Below are 15,743 nucleotides of genomic sequence, written 5' to 3'. Positions count from 1 at the left end.
TCATCTGCAATCCTGACAAACTAGCACTCAAAATAACATAAAGATCGACTTTTTTCAAAACTCGACCCCCCCTGCGCGCTCACGCCACATCGCTTCACTGACTCCAGTTCGCGCTGGAGTGAAACCCGCAACCAGTTGGATCTTGCGCGGTGCCTCAGCACACGAGGCAAGCACGCGCTTGAAAAACCGCTTCGCTGCAGCCTTGTCGCGGCGCTTCTGTAGCAGGATATCGAGTTCGGCACCATGTTGATCGACGGCGCGCCACAACAAATAAGGCTCGCCGCGCAACGTCACAAATACTTCGTCAAGGTGCCACGTGGTGCCGGGCCTGCGACGCGCCGCTTTCACACGGTGTGCGAAGCCAGCACCGAACTTATCGCACCAGCGTCGGACCGTTTCGTAGCTGACGATAACCCCGCGCTCGAACAGCAGTTCTTCGATATCACGCAGACTGAGCTGAAACCTGAAATACCAGCGTACCGCGCAACTGATGACCGCCGCCGGAAAGCGATGGCCGTGGTAAGGCGATTTTGCGTTCTTCATCACCCGCTCTTACTCGACTATCTCTGCAACGTGACAGTGCCTCGTTCGCCCCTACACACCCCACGTGCCGCGTGCGGTAGCACTGTTCGTCACGTATCTTCGCGAAACGTTCGCTGACGGGTTTTCGGTTCAGTAACCGGGCGTTCAACGAAGCCATGAATCATGCAACGATCAACCTCTGCCCTCAGAAGCGCAGCACCCGCCTGCCGCCTCGCAAAACACCAAAATATTTGAGCGTCAGGACGCTTGTCACCAATACGCGTTGTTATAATTCTTTCATCTCATGACTCTATTCTAACGTTCGGGCGCCCCTTCTTTCGCGCCCCGTACGCCCCCGCCAGATGGCCAAAATCGATCGCTTGCGCCTTCTTGCCGATACCTTGAAAACGCAAGGTGTCCTGCATCTGCGCGATGCCGCTACCCTGCTCCAGGTCTCCGAGATGACGGTGCGTCGCGACATTGCCGCGACGCCGGGTCAGTTCACCTATCTGGGCGGCTATATCGTCAGCGCCAACGACGTGCCCAACGCCGCGGGCTACACCATCGAACACGAGAAAGACCACTTTGCGCAGGCAAAGGCGCAAGCGTCCGCTATCGCGTCGAGTCTGCTCGCGAACGACGAGACCATTTTCATCGACTGTGGGACGACGCTCGTCACGCTCGCACGCCTGATCCCCGCCGACATGCATCTGACGGTGGTGTGCTATTCGCTGAACGTCGCGGAAGTTTTGCGGCGCAAACCGAACGTGCGAATGATATTGCTGGGCGGGGTATATATGCCGTCGTCGGATTCCTTTGCGAGCGAAGACAGCGTCCAGACGTTGCGGCGAATGGGAATCAACAAGGCCTTTCTATCGGCCGGCGGCGTCGACGAGGCGCGTGGCGTGACCTGCTGGAATTTTCACGAAGTGGCGATCAAACAGGCGGCGATGGCAAGCGCCGTCGAACGTCATCTGGTGGTCGATCAGAGCAAACTCGGCAAGGTCAAGGCGGTGCGGTTTTCGCGACTTGATGAGTTCGATTCGATCGTGACCGAACTGGGGCAAACGGTGCGAAAACGCCAGCCGGATTGAACCTCTAACCGCGTTGCGGCCGCCAGCCGCAGCAACGCGGTTCGTATCTTGCTGTCAGCCCCTTCGCCCGAGCGCGAACAAAGTCCCGGCAATGAGAATGAAGGCGCCGATAATCGCCTTTTGCCAGGTACTCGGCACGCCAATCAAGATCAGCACACTGTTGATCAGCGTCACGAGCGCAACGCCGAGCAACGTGCCCATCACAGTCCCCGTGCCCCCGGTAATGCGCGCGCCGCCTAGAATCACGGCAGCAATCACATCGAGTTCGGTGCCAACCAGATCGAAGGGATTCGCGAGCCGGTTCATCGATACATGCAGTATGCCGGCCACGCCCGCGAGCATGCCGGTATAGCCGAATACGAACAGCTGGATCGCGCGCGCGTTGTAGCCAAGCCGCTCCGCAATCGGCAAACTGCCGCCGATCGCATACACGCCGCGGCCCATCATCGTGCGGTTGAGTAGCCACCACGTCAGCAGCGCGGTCACGACCAATGCAATGACCGACACCGGCAGCACGGCGCGAAGCCCGTCGGCAGTCGTGTAGAAGAACAACGGCAACTGGCCGAACCGGTCCATGCTATGCGGAATGTTCATGAAGAACTGCGTGCCGACGAAGGTCAGCAATACGCCGCGAAACAGGTACTGGGTGCCGATCGTGACGATCAGCGAAGGCGCCTTGAGGCGGTGCACCAGCATCCCGTTCACGACGCCGAGCGCCGTGCCGCCCACTGCACCGGCAAGCAGGATCAGCACGAACGGCGCATCGGGCCACCACGCGAAGACGGCCTTCGTCAGCGAATACATCGTCAACGCGGCAATCGCTGTGAAGGACACGTCGATGCCGCCCGACGCGAGCACCACGAGCGTACCCATCGCGAAGATCGACATCGTGGTCGCCGAATGCAACAGGTCGAACAGCGTCGCGTACTGGAAGAAGCGCGGATTGATCGCCCCGACAATCAGACACGTCAGCACGATCAGCGCGACGGTGAACCATTCGGGCTTGCGCATCAGACGCGTGCGCATGTCGAGCTTGCGCACGCTCGGCGCGATGGCCTCCACTGCGGCTGCCGTCGCGGGATGCGGAGCGGATTGAAGGGATTCATTCATGAGATTGCTGTTCACGTGGGTCAGGCGGCTTCGGAAAGAAGTGCGTGATACAGGCCGGCCTCGTCGAGTTCATCGGCGCGATATTCGGCGGCAACGCGACCTTTCTTCATCATCAGGATGCGGTCGCAGTTCTGTAGCAGTTCGGGCAGGTCATCACTGATCAGAATGATGCCGATACCCTGCTCCGACAAACGCTGCATGATGCGGTAAATGATGTCCTTCGACCCGACGTCAACGCCTACCGTTGGCCCGTGCAGAATCAGGACGCGCGGATCGATTGCAAGCCAGCGGCCAATCAGCACGCGCTGCTGGTTGCCGCCGGACAGCGACTGAACGGGCTTGTCGACGTCGGGCGTCGCGATCTGCAGATCCCTGACCGTGCGCTCAGCCAGTTCCTGCGCGCGGCGCCGGTCGATCTGCGCGAAGCGGTCGCGCAATGTTGAGATCATCGCGGTAATGACGTTGTCGCGGATCGGCTTGTCGAGAAACAGGCCTTCGTTGAGGCGATCCTCGGGTACATAGCCGATCCGCTGCGCCTTCGCATCGGACGGCGTGCGCAACCGCACGAGGTCGCCATCGAGCGTCACGGTGCCGGCATCCGCGGGATTGACGCCCGCCAGCGCGCGCGCCAGTTCATTGCGGCCCGAATCGAGCAGGCCGGTCACGCCGAGAATCTCGCCGCGATACAGCGAAAACGACACATCGGCAAACTGGTTGCGGTGGCTGAGCGCCTTGACATCGAGTATCACGTCATGCGCATCGGCCCCGGCGACTTGGCGATACCGCTCGGTCGACAGATGCTTGCCCGTCATCAGTTCGCTGATCTGTGCTTTCGTGAAGTTGGCGATCGGACCGTGGGCCATCTTCTGGCCGTCGCGCAGCACGATGACCTCGCCGCCGATCGTAAAGCACTCGTCGAGCTTGTGGCTCACGAACAGCACGGCGACACCCTCCGCACGCAGCTTCGCGAGCACCGCGATCAGGTTATCGACTTCCTTTTGAGTCAGCGACGTAGTCGGCTCGTCCATGATCACGAAGCGCGCCTCGCTTGCGATCGCACGCGCGATCGCGACCAGCTGGCGTGTCGCGAGCGGCAACTGTTCGATCAATGTGCGCTGAAACTCGGCGTCGCCGGACAAACCGACGGCCTCGAGCGCGCGGTCCGCGGTCTTCGCGAGCGCCTTGCGATCGAAGGTCCGTGTGAGCCGGCCGTTATGCCCGGCAAGTTCGACCGTCAAACCGATGTTCTCCGCTACGCTCATGTTGGGCAGCAGCGACAGGTCCTGATAGACCGTCTCGACGCCCGCGGCCAGCGCCTCCAAAGGCGACAGGCGCGCGTGCCGCCTGCCTTCGATCACCAGTTCGCCCTGGTCGGGCGGCTGCGCGCCCGAGATGATCTTGATCAGCGTGCTCTTGCCGCAACCGTTCTCGCCGAGCAGATGGTAGATCTGCCCGCGCTCGAACTGCAGACTCACACCACGCAGCGCATACACGCCGGTGAAGTGCTTGTGGATATCGACGACTTCGAGAAGCGGTGCCTGACTCATGTTCACCTGCAACGTTGAAGGCGGCGCGCGCCGGTACGGCGCACGCCGCCGCACATCAGAACGGATACTGCTTGTAGTTCGTCTTGTCGACGTCGACCCAGCCCGCTCCGCGCACGATGATGCCCTTGCCCGGTCCCTTGCTGACGGTCACCTTGTTATAGCCGACGATGCCGAGGTCCGCGCCGTTCTCCACCGTTTTGCCGGCGACCAGCATCTGCGCGACCTTGTTCATCGCAATGCCGGCGAGCTTCGGATCCCAGAACGCGATGCCGTTGACTGCACCGCTTTCAAGGAACTTGCCAGCCTCGGTCGGCAGGCCCGTGCCGTACACGCAGATCTTGCCGACCTTGCCCGCTTCTTCGACCGCGCGGCCAATACCGATCACATCCAGCGACGACGAGCCCTGGAAGCCGTTCAGGTCCGGATGCTTGCGCAGAACTTCCTTCGCGACCTTGTACGCCTGTTCGCCGTCGTTATTGGTTTCGAGCTTCGGCTCGACGAGGTCCATCTTCGGGTACTTCTGCTTTGCATTGCCGATGCCGCCGTCGGCCCACTGCACCTGCGAACGGCTGCCGAGCGAGCCCACCAGCACCGCCCACTTGCCCTGCTGCCCCATGCATTTCGCCAGACGTTCGTTCAGACCCGCGCCGTATGCGGTGTTGTCGAACGCTTCGATGTCGACCATCGTGTTCTTCTCGTTGTCCGCTTCATGCGTGACGACCTTGATGCCACGATCCATCGCTTTCTTCAATGCTGGCTCCAGCGTCGGCGGGTCGAACGGCACGACCGCGATCGCCGTGACCTTCTTCGCGATCAGGTCCTCGACGATCTTCAGTTGCTGCGCGGCATCGGCGCGGCCGGGACCTGTCTGATACACGTTAATGTTCGGATTGTCCTTGCCGAACTCCTTGACGCCTTCGTCCATCCGGTTGAACCAGTTGATGCCGGTCACCTTGACGACCGTAACGATCGTCTCGTCAGTCGCGGCTTGCGCCGTGAGGATCGCGCCCGCCGCGAGAGCGGCGCCTGCAACAGCGATAGCAAGTCGATTCAGTTTCATGCGATGTCTCCTGTATGGTTCGAATGTGTTGCACATGAAGGAAGGGTTGAATCTAACGTCCCGTCGACGCGGGCGGCCGCGGCACGCTGGGCGCCGCTCGCGCGCCGCCAATGCCGAAGATCGTGCGAACCCGTTCGCCGCCCGCAAACGCCAGCGACGCAAGCAACAGGAAGCCCCACGCGCAATCGCCGAAAAACTGCGATACGCCTAGCAGATTGAACAGGCTCGACAGGAATTGCAGTGCCGTCGCGGCGAGGAATACGCAGACAATGCGTCCATAGCCGCCCGACGGATTCACGCCGCCCATGACCGCGATGAGGATCGCGATCAGCAGATACGAGTTGCCGTAGTCCCACTTTGCGCTCGACGTATGCGTCGCGCTGATCAGACCGGCGAGCGACGCCAGCACGCCGCACAGGCCATACGTGATGACCAGCATCCGCGTGCGCGGAATGCCAGCGTAGAACGCCGCCTTGGGATTGGTGCCCATCAGGAAGAGGCGCAGGCCGAACGGCGTGCGCCTCAACACCCAGCCGAGCACGAGCACCGTCACAACGAAGATCGCGAACGAGATCGGAATCTGCAACCACGTGCCGTTCCCGATCGCCGACAACGGATCGACGTATTCGACCCGCACCGACGCGCCGTTGCTCAGCACGACAGCGATACCGGTGAACAATAGCGACGTGCCAAGCGTGCACAGGATCGGCGTGAGACGCAGGCGCGCGATCACGATCCCGTTCAGCACGCCGCCGAGCACACCCATCGCCGGCACGATCGCGGTGAACCCGGCCGTGTAGAGCGCAGGCGAATCGTCGGCGGAGACAAGATGTGGCAACAGCATTGCTGCGACCATGCCGGACAGATTCGCAAGCGCGACGCCCGACAGGTCGATGCCGCCGTTGCCCGACACCATCGACAGCATGATGCCGAGTGCAAGCAGCCCGAGTTCCGGCAACTGGCCGCCCATCGACTGCAGGTTGTCGACGTCGACGAACTGTCCGTGCGACAGTACCGTCGCAACGATCACGATCAGCAGGTTCACGCCAACCAGGAAGTTCAGCTGCCTGTCCCTGAACCAGGACGTCATGTCCAGGCCGCTCATGATTGAGCCGCGAGCGCAGCGTGAGCGCCCATTACCGCGTTGATTTCGTCGAGCGTCGGCATCGACGGCGCGGTGCCCGCCCGTGTGACCGACAGGCTCGCCAGCGCGCAGCCGAAGCGCACCGCGTCGAGCGGAGAATCGCCGCGCGACAGTGCCGCGGCAAGCCCGCCAGCAAAGCCGTCACCTGCGCCGGCGGTTTCCGCCACACGACCGCAATCGAATGCTGGCACGTGCTCCGAAAGCTCGCGCGTGTGAAGTAACGCGCCCGCTTCGCCGAGCGTCACGATCACCGCGCGCACGCCCTTCGACAGCAGGATATCCGCCGCACGACGGGCATCGTCGAGCGTTTCGATTGGCACGCCCGTGAGCGCCGTCGCTTCGGTTTCGTTCGGCGTGATGTAGTCGCACAGCGGGAACATGTCGTCATCGAACGGCACGGCCGGCGCGGGGTTGAACACGGTCGTCACGCCATGGCGGCGCGCGAGTTCGAGACCGCGCTTCGCCGCCGGGACCGGTTGCTCCAGTTGCGTGACGAACACCTTCGCTTTTGCAATGTCGGCCTCGATCGCCTCGACGTCGGCGGGGCCGAGCGTGCCGGCGGCGCCGGCCGCGACGATGATCGCGTTGCCGCCTGTGACGTCATCGACGTAGATATGGGCTGCGCCAGTTGCCATGTCGTCGACCACCGTCGCGCGCGACGTGATGCCTTCGGCGGCCCACGTCGATTGCGCGATCTCACCGAATGCGTCGCCTCCAATGCGCGTGCAGAACACGACGTCCGCGCCGGCTCGCGCGGCAGCGACTGCCTGGTTCGAGCCCTTGCCGCCCGGGCCCATCGCGAACGAGGTGCCGGCAATCGTTTCGCCAAGCGCCGGCATCCGGCTCGCACGGAAGCTGAGATCGGTCACATAGATGCCCAGAATGACGACGCTCATTGCGAACCCTCCGCGGCGTTGGGCGCATCGGGCGCAAGGTCGACACCCTTCTTGAAGATGAAGCAGCCATAGCCGCGCGCTTCGCCGGTGGCAATCACGCAGTACGCCTTTTTTGCCAGCTCGTAGAACGCGAAGCGCTCGATCGACGCGAACGGTGTCGAACATCCTTCCGCATGATCGACTTCGCGCTGCGCTTCACGCTGCACGGCAGGCAAGGCATCGGCATCGCCGACCACTTCCATGCGTTGCGCCGGATGATCGACGAACGAGTCGAGCGGCAGGACCGACAGCACCGCGCGAATGGCGCGCGGCGCGTTCGCGCCGTCAAGCCGCAGCACTTTGCCCAGCACGGTTTGCCGGGCGACGGAATCCGCAGGGAAGTTCGCGTCGCAGACGACCACTTCGTCGCCGTGGCCCATCGCGCAGAGTGCATACAGCACGTCGGGGTTGAGCAACGGATCGATATTCTTCAGCATGTGTCTCCTCCATCTTGCGAGCGCCTGTTACAGGTCTGAGCCCACGGCTGTCATTGCCGGCGATCAGTCGCCGTACGGAATCCAGATGTTCTTGACCTGCACCGCCTGCCGCAGGAACGGCAAACCTTCTGCTGACATAGCGTGCCAGTCGAATACGCGCCCATGATCGACGAACGTGCGCTTCAGATTGCCGACCGATTCACGCTCGACAAGCGTCGAGAGTTCTGCGCCGCCGAAACTCCACAGCGCGTCGACGTCATCGTGCTGGGCAAGTATCTTTGCAAGCGTCGCGTGTTCGCCGGTGACGATGTTCAACGCACCCGCCTGCACATCTGACGTCTCGACAACCTGATAGAAATCCGTCGCCATCAACGGGCAGCGTTCGCTCGGCACGGCGACTACCCGATTGCCCATCGCAAGCGCCGGTGCGATCAGCGACACGAAACCCAGCAACGGCGCTTCGTCCGGGCTGATCACGCCAAGCACGCCGAGGGGCTCGTTCATGGCGAGTGCGACGCCGCGCAATGGCGGCGAATGGACTCCGCCGTCGAACTTGTCGGCCCACGCGGCATACGTGAAGAGCCGCGTGATCGATGCCTCGACTTCGCGCTCGGCTTCGGCCTCGTTCGATCCTGCACGAATCACGAGTTGCCGCCTGAATTCGTCCGCGCGCGCCGACAGGTTTTCCGCGAGGTAGTAGAGTACCTGAGCGCGGTTATGCGTGCTGGTCTGCGACCACTTCGCCGCACTGCGCGCCGCTGCGACCGCATTGCGAATGTCCTTGCGGTTACCGTCCGCCACCTCGCCGACGATAACCCCAGACGGCGCACGCACCACGCGCGAGCTGCCGTTGTCCGGCCGCATCTGCTTGCCGCCGATGAACAGCTTCGTGGTCCGATCCATCCTGCTGAGATAGACATCGGCTTGCGCGACGGGTTTCACCTCGTCGCGTTCGTTCGCGCGCAGCGGCAGGTTGGTCCACGCCTGCGGCTTTAGATACTCGTAGATCCCCTCACGGCCGCCCTCCCGTCCAAAGCCCGACTCGCGATAGCCACCGAAGCCGACACCCGCATCGAACAGGTTCGTCGCGTTGATCCACACGACACCGCATTCAAGACGAGGAGCGATATCGAGCGCGCGGCCGATCGTCTCGCTCCACACACTCGCAGCCAGTCCGTAACGTGAATGGTTCGCGAGCGCGACCGCTTCGTCGGGCGTGCGAAAGCTCATCGCGACCAGCACAGGTCCGAATATTTCCTCCTGCACGAGTGTCGAGGCGGGCGCAACACGGGTGACCAGCGTCGGTGGGAAAAACACACCGTTCTCGGGCATCCGCAGGTGCGCGGGCTGATAGACGTCGCACCCTTCACGCTCGCCTTGCGCGATAAGTGACTTGATGCGCTCCAGTTGCACCTCGTCGACAATCGCGCCCATGTCGACGCTCTTGTCGAGCGAGTGACCGACGCGCAGCGTCTCCATCCGGCGCTTCAGCTTTTCGATGAAGCGTGCTTCAACACCCTCCTGCACCAGCAGACGCGAACCCGCGCAGCAGACTTGCCCCTGGTTGAACCAGATCGCGTCGACCACGCCTTCGACCGCGCCATCCAGATCGGCATCGTCCAAGACGATGAACGGCGACTTGCCGCCGAGTTCGAGCGTGAGCGACTTGCCTGAGCCCGCAGTCGCGACACGGATCTGCCGGCCGACACTGGTCGATCCGGTGAACGCGATCTTCGCGACCTGAGGATGGTCGACCAGCTTTGCGCCGGTGCGGCCGTCTCCTGTGACGACGTTCAACACGCCCGCTGGCAGACCCGCGCGATGCGCGAGTTCCGCGAACAGCAGTGCCGTCAGCGGCGTAAATTCGGCGGGCTTCAACACCACGCAATTGCCGGTGGCCAGTGCCGGCGCGATCTTCCATGCCAGCATCAGCAGCGGGAAATTCCACGGCACGATCTGCCCGATGACACCAAGCGGTGTCCAGCCCGACAGCTCGCTTTCCTGAATCTGCGCCCAGCCGGCGTGATGCAGGAAATGTCGCGCGACAAGGGGAATGTCTATGTCGCGCGTCTCGCGGATCGGCTTGCCGTTGTCCAGCGATTCGAGCACGGCGAAGAGCCGGCTATGCCGCTGCACCGTCCGTGCGAGCGCATAGAGATGCCGCGCGCGGCCCGCGCCGCCCAATGCCTGCCACGCGGGCAGCGCCTTGTGAGCGGCCGCGACCGCCGCGTTCACATCGGCCTCGTCCCCTTGCGCGATGTTTGCGAGCACACGGCCCGTCGCAGGCTCGCGGGATTCGAATGTTTCAGCACCGTCGCCGGACGCTGGCACACGGAAAGCGCCATCGATAAAGTGGCCGAAGCCGTTCGCATGCTCAGCGAGCCAGGCGCGGGCGGCCTTGTCGTCTTCCGGGGCAGGTCCGTATTCCATCGAAGAAAAATATTCAGCTACGCTCATGTGGGGTCTTCGTTGTGCGAGGTCACGCGACCGGGTGACGATGGAATGCGGAATAGCGGCCGCTCACGTGATGCTCGAGTTGTCGCTCGATATCGGCCAGCAGGCTCGATGCGCCGATACGGAACAGATCCGGCTCGAGCCATTGCCGTCCAAGTTCTTCTTTCATCAGGATCTGGTATTCGAGCACCGACTTCGCGGTCGACACGCCGCCCGCCGGTTTGAAGCCAATTTCGATGCCGGTGCGCTCGAAGTACTCGCGGATCATCCGGACCATTGCGAGCGACGCGGCTAGCGTTGCGTTGACGCCTTCCTTGCCGGTGGACGTCTTGATGAAATCGGCCCCCGCCATCATGCAGACCATCGACGCCTTCGCGACGTTCGACAGCGTGCGGATGTCGCCAGTGGCAAGAATCGCCTTCACGTGGGCATCGCCACACGCGGCGCGGAAATCGCGCATCTCGTCGTACAGCGCCTGCCAGTTGCCGGTCAGCACGTGCTCGCGGGTCACCACGATATCGATCTCGACGGCGCCATCGGCCACCGACGCTTCGATCTCTTTGAGTTTCAGCGGATGGGGGATCAACCCGGCAGGAAAACCGGTGGACACGGCCGCGACCGGAATGCCGCTGCCCGCGAGCGCCGCGACCGCCGTGCTCACGAAGCGGTGATACACGCAGACCGCCGCCGTTGTGATGGACTGCGCCTGCATCCCAAGCGCTTCGAGCAGATCGTCACGCACCGGGCGGCGGGCTTTTGCACACAGACGCTCGACGCGGCCAGCCGTGTCGTCCCCAGCGAGCGTGGTCAGGTCGATGCACGTGATGGCTTTGAGCAGCCACGCGGCCTGCGCGTCCTTTTTGAGCGACCGGCGCGTGCCGAGCGTCGCCACGCGCTGCTCGAGCGCCGACCGGTTCACGCGCAGCGAATCGATCCACGACAGGTCGAACGGAACACCGGGATTGCGGCCACGGGCGTGCGACGCGTGCACGCGCCCCGGCCAGGTGACCACGGAACTGGATGCTTCATCGAACATAGGTAGGCTCGCTGTTGTGCATTGCACAACACTTATTGATAACTTGATATCATATTAGAGCACGAATGTTACAATCATGACATAGGGAAAACCTGCATTTCGCGTTGATGTGGCTCACAGGTGGTGTGGCAGCCGGTCGCCTCGATGTTAGTATGTTCACATTGTGAAATTGGAATGGGCGTGACGCCAGCGGGTCGGCCAATCCTCTGGCCGACGCACGAGACGCAGTTTCGTCATGAAGGTCGTCACGCCCCGCAATTAAGCGGGCACGGCACTGACACGTTGCTGGGATGTTGCCGGGAATGCAGCGCCAATTGTGGGTATGAAACGAACTGCTCTCCAACACAGCGCACCTGCCAACGACGCTATCTCCGATGGCGGCTACCGATTCCCACCCGACGTGATCAGTTATGCGATGTGGCTGTACTACGGTTTTCCGTTGAGCCTGCGTATGGTTGAGGAGGTGCTGGCAGCTCGCGGCATTGACCTTACCTACGAAACGGTGCGGCGCTGGTCGGCGAAGTTCGGCCTGGGTATCGCCTGGCGCATCCGCTCTACTGCGCTGGCCCGAGGCGATAAGTGGCACCTCCCCCCGGTGTCACAATAGATACTGTGATCCCGTCAAGCATTTTGCAGTTTGGGATCGAAGCACTTGCCTGACCTGATAACACCGAAAGCGACGTGAACGAGCTTGCGCATCATCGCACCGATGATGAGTTTGGCAGGCTTACCGGAAGCGGCCAGACGGTCGCGAAAGCGCTTTCCCCAGTGAGTTTTGTAAAGCGTTGTCATGGCGGGCATATAAAGCGCTTTGCGCAAAAGGCGTGACCGACTTTTGACATCCGGGGTCTGCCTTTGACGCTGCTGCCGGATTCGTGCTGTCGCGGATCGAGACCGGCGAAGGCCGCCGCCTGCCGGGCGTTCGCAAAGCGTCCGGGGTGCATACAAAAGGCCAGCAGCACCGCGATAGTGCGCTCGCCCAGGCCTGGAATGCTATCGAGCAGCATTTGCTTGCCCTTCATATCCGGGTCGCCGTCAATTTGGTCACGGATCTTTTTGAGCAACTTCTTGATTTCGGTATCGAGCCATTCAATATGGCCGACAATGTCTACTGCAACAACGTCGCGCGCCACCTCAAGGCGGTTGCTCTCTTGCGTACGCATTGTTTGCAGTGCCTCCAGGCGCAATACCGAGGCCCGCAATGCCTGTTCTGCAGGTGACGGAGCTTGCCATGTTGTTGGGCGGCGTTCGACGCAGAATTCTGCAATCAATTGGGCATCGCCGCGATCTGTCTTACTGCGCGCCAGGCGGGAGGCGCCGAAGGCCTTGATTTGCGCAGGATTGGTCACACTCACCCTCATGTGTTTGGCGGTCAGATACTCCGCAACCGCTTCCCAATAAACGCCAGTGGCTTCCATGCACATATGTGCATCCGAGGCTCCATGCTTGTCCAGCCAATCGACTAATGCATTGAAGCCTTTCTGGTTATTCTCGAATACCTTGTTTTTGTACTTTCCATTCACCAAGCGCAGTGCGCAATCGAGCTTGGCTTTGGCGACGTCAATTCCGCAATGAAACGATTGCATGCAACATCCTCTGATGATCTACCTTGTGAATGCAGGCTGCCGGCCAAGCCGGGCCAAAGATACTGTCCGATCTGTTTCGGAGGGTGAGCGGCTGCTGCAAAGATCTATTGTGCTGGCTCAGGGCCAACGTTGTCGCAGGCATCCAGCCGCTCGATCCTGGGGTGCCCCCCAAGAATTGCTGAGCGAATCCGATCTTCTTACATCATCGAATCCGTCACAAAGAAATCATACAAGTTGTCGCCTCTCCAGCAACCTGACAGTGCCTTCCGCAGGCAGAGCCTCGCGTTTTCCCGTTCAGGATGGTGCAGCCTGCCCGCTGTCTTCCAATACTTGCAGAAACGTCGAACTCCACCAGCGCACATCGAACTTGCGGATCCGTCCAAGAAGTGATTCGTGCCGCTTGATCCGCTCATCAAGCGACATCGTCAGAGCCCGCTGAATTGCCTGCGCGGTGCCTTGCGTATCGTATGGATTGACCAGCAGCGCTTCTTTCAATTGCTCCGCGGCGCCGGCAAAACGCGAAAGCACCAGCACGCCGGGGTCAGCAGGATCCTGCGCGGCGACGAATTCCTTCGCAACCAGGTTCATGCCGTCCCGCAATGGTGTAACGAGCGCCACGCGACTCGCGCGATAGAGGCCCGGCAGACGCTTGCGGGCCACGTTGCGATGAATGTAGCGCACCGGCATCCAGTCCAGTTCACCGAAGTCGCCATTGATTGCGCCACACAGGCTATCCATCTGACGTCGCAGATCATCGTAGGCTCCAACGTCCTCGCGGCTCGGGGAAGCAATCTGGATCAGCGTCGCGCTATTGCGATTTTCCGGGTAGTACGTCAGCAGTTCACGGAAAGCATGGACGCGTTGCGGCAGCCCCTTTGAGTAGTCGAGCCGGTCGACGCCCAACAGCAAACGCCGCCGGGAATACTCGTCGCGCATCCGGGCAAACATGTCGCTTCCCTCCTTCGAGTCGGCAAGACGAATGAAGTCGCCGACATCAATGCCGATGGGATACGCGCCGACCCGCAGCGTGCGATTGAACGCCCGAAGGCGGTCCGGACTCAACCGTTGCGCCTGCGCTTCGGATTCAACGTAGTGAGAAAAGTGCGTCAAGTCCGCTTCGCTCTGGAAGCCGACCAGATCGTACGCAAAGAGCGAGCGCATCAGCCATTCGTGTTCCGGAATCGCTGCCATGATCAGCGGCGGCGGCATCGGAATATGCAGGAAGAAGCCGATGCGGTTGGTACACCCTATTGCGCGCAACTCGGCCGCAAGCGGGATCAGATGGTAGTCGTGAACCCAGATGAGATCGTCCGGCTTCAACAGCGGCAGCAACTTGTGCGCGAACAACTGGTTCACCCGGCGGTAACCCGCTGCGAATCGCGTGTCGAAATTGGCAAGGTCCAGCCGGTAGTGGAACACCGGCCACAAGACACCGTTCGCGTAACCCAGATAATACGTGTCGTGATCTTCCCGGCTCAGGTCAAGTGTCGCAAGCGTTACGTTCCCAGCCGTTTGGACCTGAACTTCATCTTGGCCGGCTTTTGCGCTGTCCCCTGCTTCCCGGATCTTGCCGCTCCAGCCAAACCAGAGCCCGCCCGTCTGTTGCAGGCTCTCCCGTACCGCCACGGCGAGTCCACCGGCAGCAGGCTTGCGAGGATCGGCAGTGCGATTTGAAACGACGACGAGACGGCTCATGAAGGCCTTATGCTGTTGCGTTCAGGCGGCGGTGTCCAACGCCCCAAATAGGGAAATCACGTCCTCAGCCGGCACTCGACGAACGTGATCCGCGTTTGCCGGGGTAAGCGCCGTAACGGCCGAACCACACTCGTTCCTCTCTGAAACCTCAAGCTCGGGTGCGACCAGCCATGCCGGGTAAGGATCACATTCTGATCGAACCAGTTTACTACGTCGCTAACGCACGCTCGCGCCCGCGCTTCACCTGCATACGTTGCCCGCTCAAATACGGCGTCGCCATGGCGAAAAATGACCAGGACTTGAAGTTTTGCTTCAGAAACGCCGTGATCGGGCCGCGGCGAAACGGTTCTTGAAACGCGTACTGGAGGCTTGTTCAGAGGTACCGGGCAAGATCGTCACCGACCGGCTGCGCGGCTACCCAGCAGCGAAGCTGGGATTCCCGAGTTCGCGCCCGTCGGGCACGTGTTCGTCAGGGCCTGCGCTCGCGTCAATAACTGCGCCGAAAATAGTCCTCAGCCCTCGCGCGAACGCCGCACGCGGAGCTTCCGCCTGCCCGTGCCCACCACGCATTCCTGCCGGGCTTCGGCGTGAACCGGCAGCATTTCGCCATCAAGCGACATCTGCCACGAACGTCGCTCTACCGCAAGCAGCTCACCGCGAAGCTTGGCCGGCTATATGATAACGAGTGCCGCAGGCGCGTATCGAATTTCAACAGCGTCCGAAGATCGACTGTGCTGTTGTCCGTGCGTCGGCAAGGGTACATCGGTGTGACAGCGATGGCGCCAACGGTGTTCGCTGCATTCGACGCTGAACAAGCTGCGGTGCTGTAGGTACTGGATTCTCCACCGAGAATCGCTTGGAGCGAAGTCTTTCTGCCAGTCCGGCAACGAGGGGTCGCGGGGCGCGCGGGTCGTCTATCTACCCGCGCCGGTCCGTCTGATGCAACTCAGCACGAGTGTGCTGCCTGAACCCGCCTCAAGTGTTCGCCCAGCAAAACGACAAGCCCCTCCTTTTGACCTCACTTCAATCCCACCGCTCATCACGCACCTGAACGATACCCGCCTCGATCCGTACCGGAAACACCACCACATCCTCATAAGCTGGCGGCGCCAACACCTTCCCC

General features: G+C 61.7%; 10 protein-coding genes and 5 pseudogenes. 3 read left to right on the top strand and 12 right to left on the bottom strand.

From position 1 onward, the window contains the following. Positions 1-138: 138 nt before the first annotated feature. Positions 139-543, bottom strand: a pseudogene (locus PQR02_RS37440) (IS6 family transposase); the annotation flags it as partial. 341 nt (positions 544-884) lie between these two features. Between PQR02_RS37440 and PQR02_RS37435 the strand changes: the two are divergent. Further along, positions 885-1,616 (top strand): DeoR family transcriptional regulator, encoded by a 732-nt coding sequence (locus PQR02_RS37435; RefSeq protein ID WP_408242884.1) that lies wholly within the window; start codon positions 885-887, stop codon positions 1,614-1,616. 54 nt (positions 1,617-1,670) lie between these two features. Here PQR02_RS37435 and PQR02_RS37430 read toward each other — a convergent pair whose 3' ends face one another. The 8 genes from PQR02_RS37430 to deoC all read right to left on the bottom strand — a co-directional run bounded on the left by PQR02_RS37430 (position 1,671) and on the right by deoC (position 11,339). After that, on the bottom strand, positions 1,671-2,726 hold the full coding sequence (locus PQR02_RS37430) for an ABC transporter permease (protein WP_408242883.1): 1,056 nt from the start codon (positions 2,724-2,726) through the stop codon (positions 1,671-1,673). Positions 2,727-2,746: 20 nt separating this feature from the next. Then, positions 2,747-4,273, bottom strand: coding sequence for a sugar ABC transporter ATP-binding protein (locus PQR02_RS37425; RefSeq protein WP_408242882.1), 1,527 nt, complete (start codon positions 4,271-4,273; stop codon positions 2,747-2,749). A gap of 55 nt (positions 4,274-4,328) precedes the next feature. Continuing rightward, a complete protein-coding gene (locus tag PQR02_RS37420; RefSeq protein ID WP_408242881.1) occupies positions 4,329-5,333 on the bottom strand; it encodes a substrate-binding domain-containing protein in 1,005 nt (334 codons plus the stop codon). 52 nt (positions 5,334-5,385) lie between these two features. Then, entirely contained in the window at positions 5,386-6,438 is a 1,053-nt protein-coding gene (locus tag PQR02_RS37415) for an ABC transporter permease (RefSeq protein WP_408242880.1), read from the bottom strand. Beyond that, positions 6,435-7,373 (bottom strand): ribokinase, encoded by a 939-nt coding sequence (rbsK, locus tag PQR02_RS37410; RefSeq protein WP_408242879.1) that lies wholly within the window; start codon positions 7,371-7,373, stop codon positions 6,435-6,437. Before rbsK ends, PQR02_RS37415 begins: the two co-directional genes overlap by 4 nt. Continuing rightward, a complete protein-coding gene (locus PQR02_RS37405) occupies positions 7,370-7,849 on the bottom strand; it encodes an RbsD/FucU family protein (protein ID WP_408242878.1) in 480 nt (159 codons plus the stop codon). Before PQR02_RS37405 ends, rbsK begins: the two co-directional genes overlap by 4 nt. 63 nt (positions 7,850-7,912) lie before the next feature. After that, complete coding sequence (locus PQR02_RS37400; protein ID WP_408242877.1) at positions 7,913-10,306, bottom strand: aldehyde dehydrogenase family protein; 2,394 nt, start codon at positions 10,304-10,306, stop codon at positions 7,913-7,915. 22 nt (positions 10,307-10,328) lie between these two features. Beyond that, complete coding sequence (deoC, locus tag PQR02_RS37395) at positions 10,329-11,339, bottom strand: deoxyribose-phosphate aldolase (protein WP_408242876.1); 1,011 nt, start codon at positions 11,337-11,339, stop codon at positions 10,329-10,331. A gap of 322 nt (positions 11,340-11,661) precedes the next feature. On the opposite strand from deoC, the pseudogene PQR02_RS37390 reads away from it, so the two are divergent. Beyond that, positions 11,662-11,937 (top strand): annotated as a pseudogene (locus PQR02_RS37390) (IS6 family transposase); the annotation flags it as partial. A 23-nt stretch (positions 11,938-11,960) separates the two neighbouring features. Here PQR02_RS37390 and PQR02_RS37385 read toward each other — a convergent pair. Next, positions 11,961-12,925 (bottom strand): annotated as a pseudogene (locus tag PQR02_RS37385) (IS110 family RNA-guided transposase). Positions 12,926-13,219: 294 nt separating this feature from the next. After that, positions 13,220-14,620, bottom strand: coding sequence for an alpha,alpha-trehalose-phosphate synthase (UDP-forming) (gene otsA / locus PQR02_RS37380; protein ID WP_408242875.1), 1,401 nt, complete (start codon positions 14,618-14,620; stop codon positions 13,220-13,222). A 298-nt stretch (positions 14,621-14,918) separates the two neighbouring features. On the opposite strand from otsA, the pseudogene PQR02_RS37375 reads away from it, so the two are divergent. Then, positions 14,919-15,282, top strand: a pseudogene (locus PQR02_RS37375) (DDE-type integrase/transposase/recombinase); the annotation flags it as partial. 361 nt (positions 15,283-15,643) lie between these two features. Here PQR02_RS37375 and PQR02_RS37370 read toward each other — a convergent pair. After that, positions 15,644-15,743 (bottom strand): annotated as a pseudogene (locus tag PQR02_RS37370) (ferredoxin); the annotation flags it as partial.

The sequence above is a fragment of the Paraburkholderia sediminicola genome (assembly GCF_046026895.1).
Classification (GTDB): domain Bacteria; phylum Pseudomonadota; class Gammaproteobacteria; order Burkholderiales; family Burkholderiaceae; genus Paraburkholderia; species Paraburkholderia sediminicola_C.
This window is presented reverse-complemented; position numbering and strand designations above follow the sequence as displayed.